At 30.5% G+C, this 2,845-nt stretch carries 3 protein-coding genes; 1 reads left to right on the top strand and 2 read right to left on the bottom strand.

Translation table 11 applies throughout. The features are described from left to right. Positions 1-264 precede the first annotated feature (264 nt). On the bottom strand, positions 265-1,911 hold the full coding sequence (pafA, locus tag B3R94_RS08080; protein WP_291099990.1) for an alkaline phosphatase PafA: 1,647 nt from the start codon (positions 1,909-1,911) through the stop codon (positions 265-267). Positions 1,912-2,014: 103 nt separating this feature from the next. Here pafA and B3R94_RS08075 point away from each other — a divergent pair, with 103 nt between their 5' ends. Further along, positions 2,015-2,467, top strand: a complete 453-nt coding sequence (locus tag B3R94_RS08075; protein ID WP_038334197.1) for an SRPBCC family protein — start codon at positions 2,015-2,017, stop codon at positions 2,465-2,467. 50 nt (positions 2,468-2,517) lie between these two features. Here the strand turns inward: B3R94_RS08075 and B3R94_RS08070 are convergent, their stop codons facing one another. Continuing rightward, on the bottom strand, positions 2,518-2,724 hold the full coding sequence (locus B3R94_RS08070) for a hypothetical protein (RefSeq protein WP_038334195.1): 207 nt from the start codon (positions 2,722-2,724) through the stop codon (positions 2,518-2,520). Positions 2,725-2,845 lie beyond the last annotated feature (121 nt).

Raw genomic sequence — 2,845 nt, 5'->3', positions numbered from 1 at the left:
AATATTAACAACCTAAAAATTCAAATCATTTAAAATGCACAACGGGTTAATTATTATTCATTTTGTAGATAGCAAAGAATAATAAATAGATCAACTTTTGTAATTCAGTTAATAGAAAAGAGAGATATTTGAGTGTATAAAATTATGAATTTTATACGATAGAAATGTACTATTTTACATTATTGTAAATATTTTTTAATAAATTAATACAAACAAAAAAACGCAACTAATTAAGTTACGTTTTTAGAATTATCTTTTATAAGATTATTTTGGATTTGTTACTTCAGAAACTGGCTCTCCAATATTTCCGTTTGGCTCCTCTATATGTAGCAAAGCTGCAACTGTAGGAGCGATGTCTGTCATATAAACACGGTTATTGTTTTTACCGTGTTTTATTCCCCAACCCATCAAAACAAATGGAATGTGAGCATCGTAAGAACCCCAAGTTCCGTGCGTTGTTCCGCCAGAATTTTGTTTTCCGCCGTACCATTGTGGCTCTAAAATATAAGTGATAGAACCGCTACGTTTACGATTATAACCATTTATCATGCGTTCTTTGATAATTGCAGGAACAGAAGCTTCTCCAATTTTATCCATATCAGCTACGAAAGAAACGCCATCAACTTTTTGCATAAATTTTACGATTTCTTCTTTGATATCTTCTTCGTCTAATTTATTTTGTTCGATTGTTTGATAATTCAAATGAACTTGATAATTTGTCAATGAACGTACAATATCAGTAGATTTGAATTTCTCTTGTAATTTAGCGTTCAATGCTTTTTTTACTTCTCCAGTTGGAAAGTATCCTGCATTACCTTTTTTATCTTGGAAATACTTTGGATTATGAGCTCCACCATGATCAGCAGTTAAGAAAACTAAATATTGTCCTTTTCCAACTTTTTGGTCTAAATGATTAAATAATTGTTCCAAGTCTTTATCTAAACGCAAATAAGTATCTTCGGCTTCGATTGTATTTGGAGAAAATTGATGTCCAACATAATCAGTAGAAGAGAAACTAACCGCTAAAAAATCTGTAATTCCTTTCTCATTTTGACCTAATTTTTCGTTATCAATAATTTCAATCGCAATATCTTTTGTCAACGAATTTCCGAAAGGAGTAGAGCGAATCAAACCTAAACCATTGTCTTTTTTCAACGCTTTCAAATCATAAGGAAATTGCATTTTATCTAATCCTTTATAATTTTCGCGATATGGATTTCCATCTTTTTCACTTTGTACATAAGTATCAATCGGATAAAGTGTGTTCCATTTGTCTAAATATTTTTCAGCAACTTTTTTATCATTGAATTTTTGTAACCATTTTGGCAACTCATTCATATAAAATGTACTCGAAACCCAGTTTCCAGATTCTCCATCAAACCAAAAAGCAGCATCAGCAAAATGACCTGCAGGTAATATTCCTCCACGATCTTTTAACGAAACTCCATATACTTTTGAACGGAAATTTGTTGATAATTTTAATTGATCAGTAACTGTAGATGTCAACAAGTTTTTTGGAGACATTTTTCCTGCTTTTGATGAAGTTCCAACCCCATTTACAGCATCATCTTGCGTACAATACATTTCTTGTCCTGTAGCTTGAATGATAAAATCGTTTCCAGCAATTCCGTGAATAGCAGGCACAGAACCTGTATAAATAGTGCTATGACCGATAGCTGTATAAGTAGGTATATAAGGAATATAGGTATTTTCGTTGCTAAAACCTTCGTTTAACATACGATTGAAACCTCCTGTAGAATATCTATCTTGGTAACGATATAAATAATCCCATCGCATTTGATCGACAACGATACCAACTACTAGTTTTGGACGGCTAACCTCTTGTTGCGCATATAGCGAAAGACCAGCAAATAACCCTAAAACACTTAAAAAAGTCTTATTAAATTTCATTTTAAAAATTTTACAATAGCAAATGTAACAATTAAATTTTGGGCTAAATTTAAATAATAATTAAAAAATTAGTAAATTAAACAAAATCATAAAAAAATAGAGTATGAGTGCAAAGCCTGTAGAAATAGTAGAAATTTTTGATGTTTCAATTGAGAAAGTGTGGAATGCCTTAACAACAAAAGCTGCTTTTGATAAATGGTATTTTGATATTGAGAAGTTTGTTCCAGAAGTTGGATTTGAGTTTGAATTTTATGGTGGATCATATTTACATCATTGTAAAATAGTAGAAGTAGAGCCGACTAAATTGTTAGCTTATACATGGAAATATCCAGTCTACGAAGGAAATTCTGTTGTTACATTTATTTTGGATGAATTAACAGATGAAATTGTTCCACAAACAAAATTAACGCTGATTCATGAAGGAATTGAAACTTTTCCGCCTGATGATAAGAATTTCTCACGCGAAAGTTTTGAAGCTGGTTGGACAGAAATTATCCGAATTAGTTTGAAAAATTATTTGGAAGGAAATTACGAAGAAGATTCGAAAGTAGAATAAATAAAAAAAGGAACTTCGTCAAGTTCCTTTTAAATTTTTTTAACAGCTTATTATTTTTTGAATAATACTGTGATTCCTTCTTGATTTGGTAAAATCGGACGAGGATCTTCTGCTGTTACTATTCCTGCTTTTTCTTTTCTTAAATTCGCAACCCAAAATGGAATCCAAGAAATAGCCATCGTTGCAAAAAAGATGATACCCCAGAATCCGCATAAAGCGATTGTTAAGAATAATAAGAAACCTAAAAATTGAATCATGATTTTATTTTTATGTGATACAAACTTAGTAAATAAAATTTATAGAAATACTAATATTAATCACTTTTCTTTCATCAAACGATTTCTTAAATTTGTGAGATAAGTAAACAATAATAAATAA

The organism is Empedobacter sp. UBA7611, from assembly GCF_002484365.1.
GTDB classification, from domain to species: domain Bacteria; phylum Bacteroidota; class Bacteroidia; order Flavobacteriales; family Weeksellaceae; genus Empedobacter; species Empedobacter falsenii_B.
Note: the sequence above shows the minus strand (reverse complement) of the source record. Positions and strands in the feature narration are given on the sequence as shown.

Coding starts and splice junctions, on each gene's coding strand:
- pafA (WP_291099990.1), bottom strand. CDS start 1,911: ATGAAATTTAATAAGACTTTTTTAAGTGTTTTAGGGTTATTTGCTGGT.
- B3R94_RS08075 (WP_038334197.1), top strand. CDS start 2,015: ATGAGTGCAAAGCCTGTAGAAATAGTAGAAATTTTTGATGTTTCAATT.
- B3R94_RS08070 (WP_038334195.1), bottom strand. CDS start 2,724: ATGATTCAATTTTTAGGTTTCTTATTATTCTTAACAATCGCTTTATGC.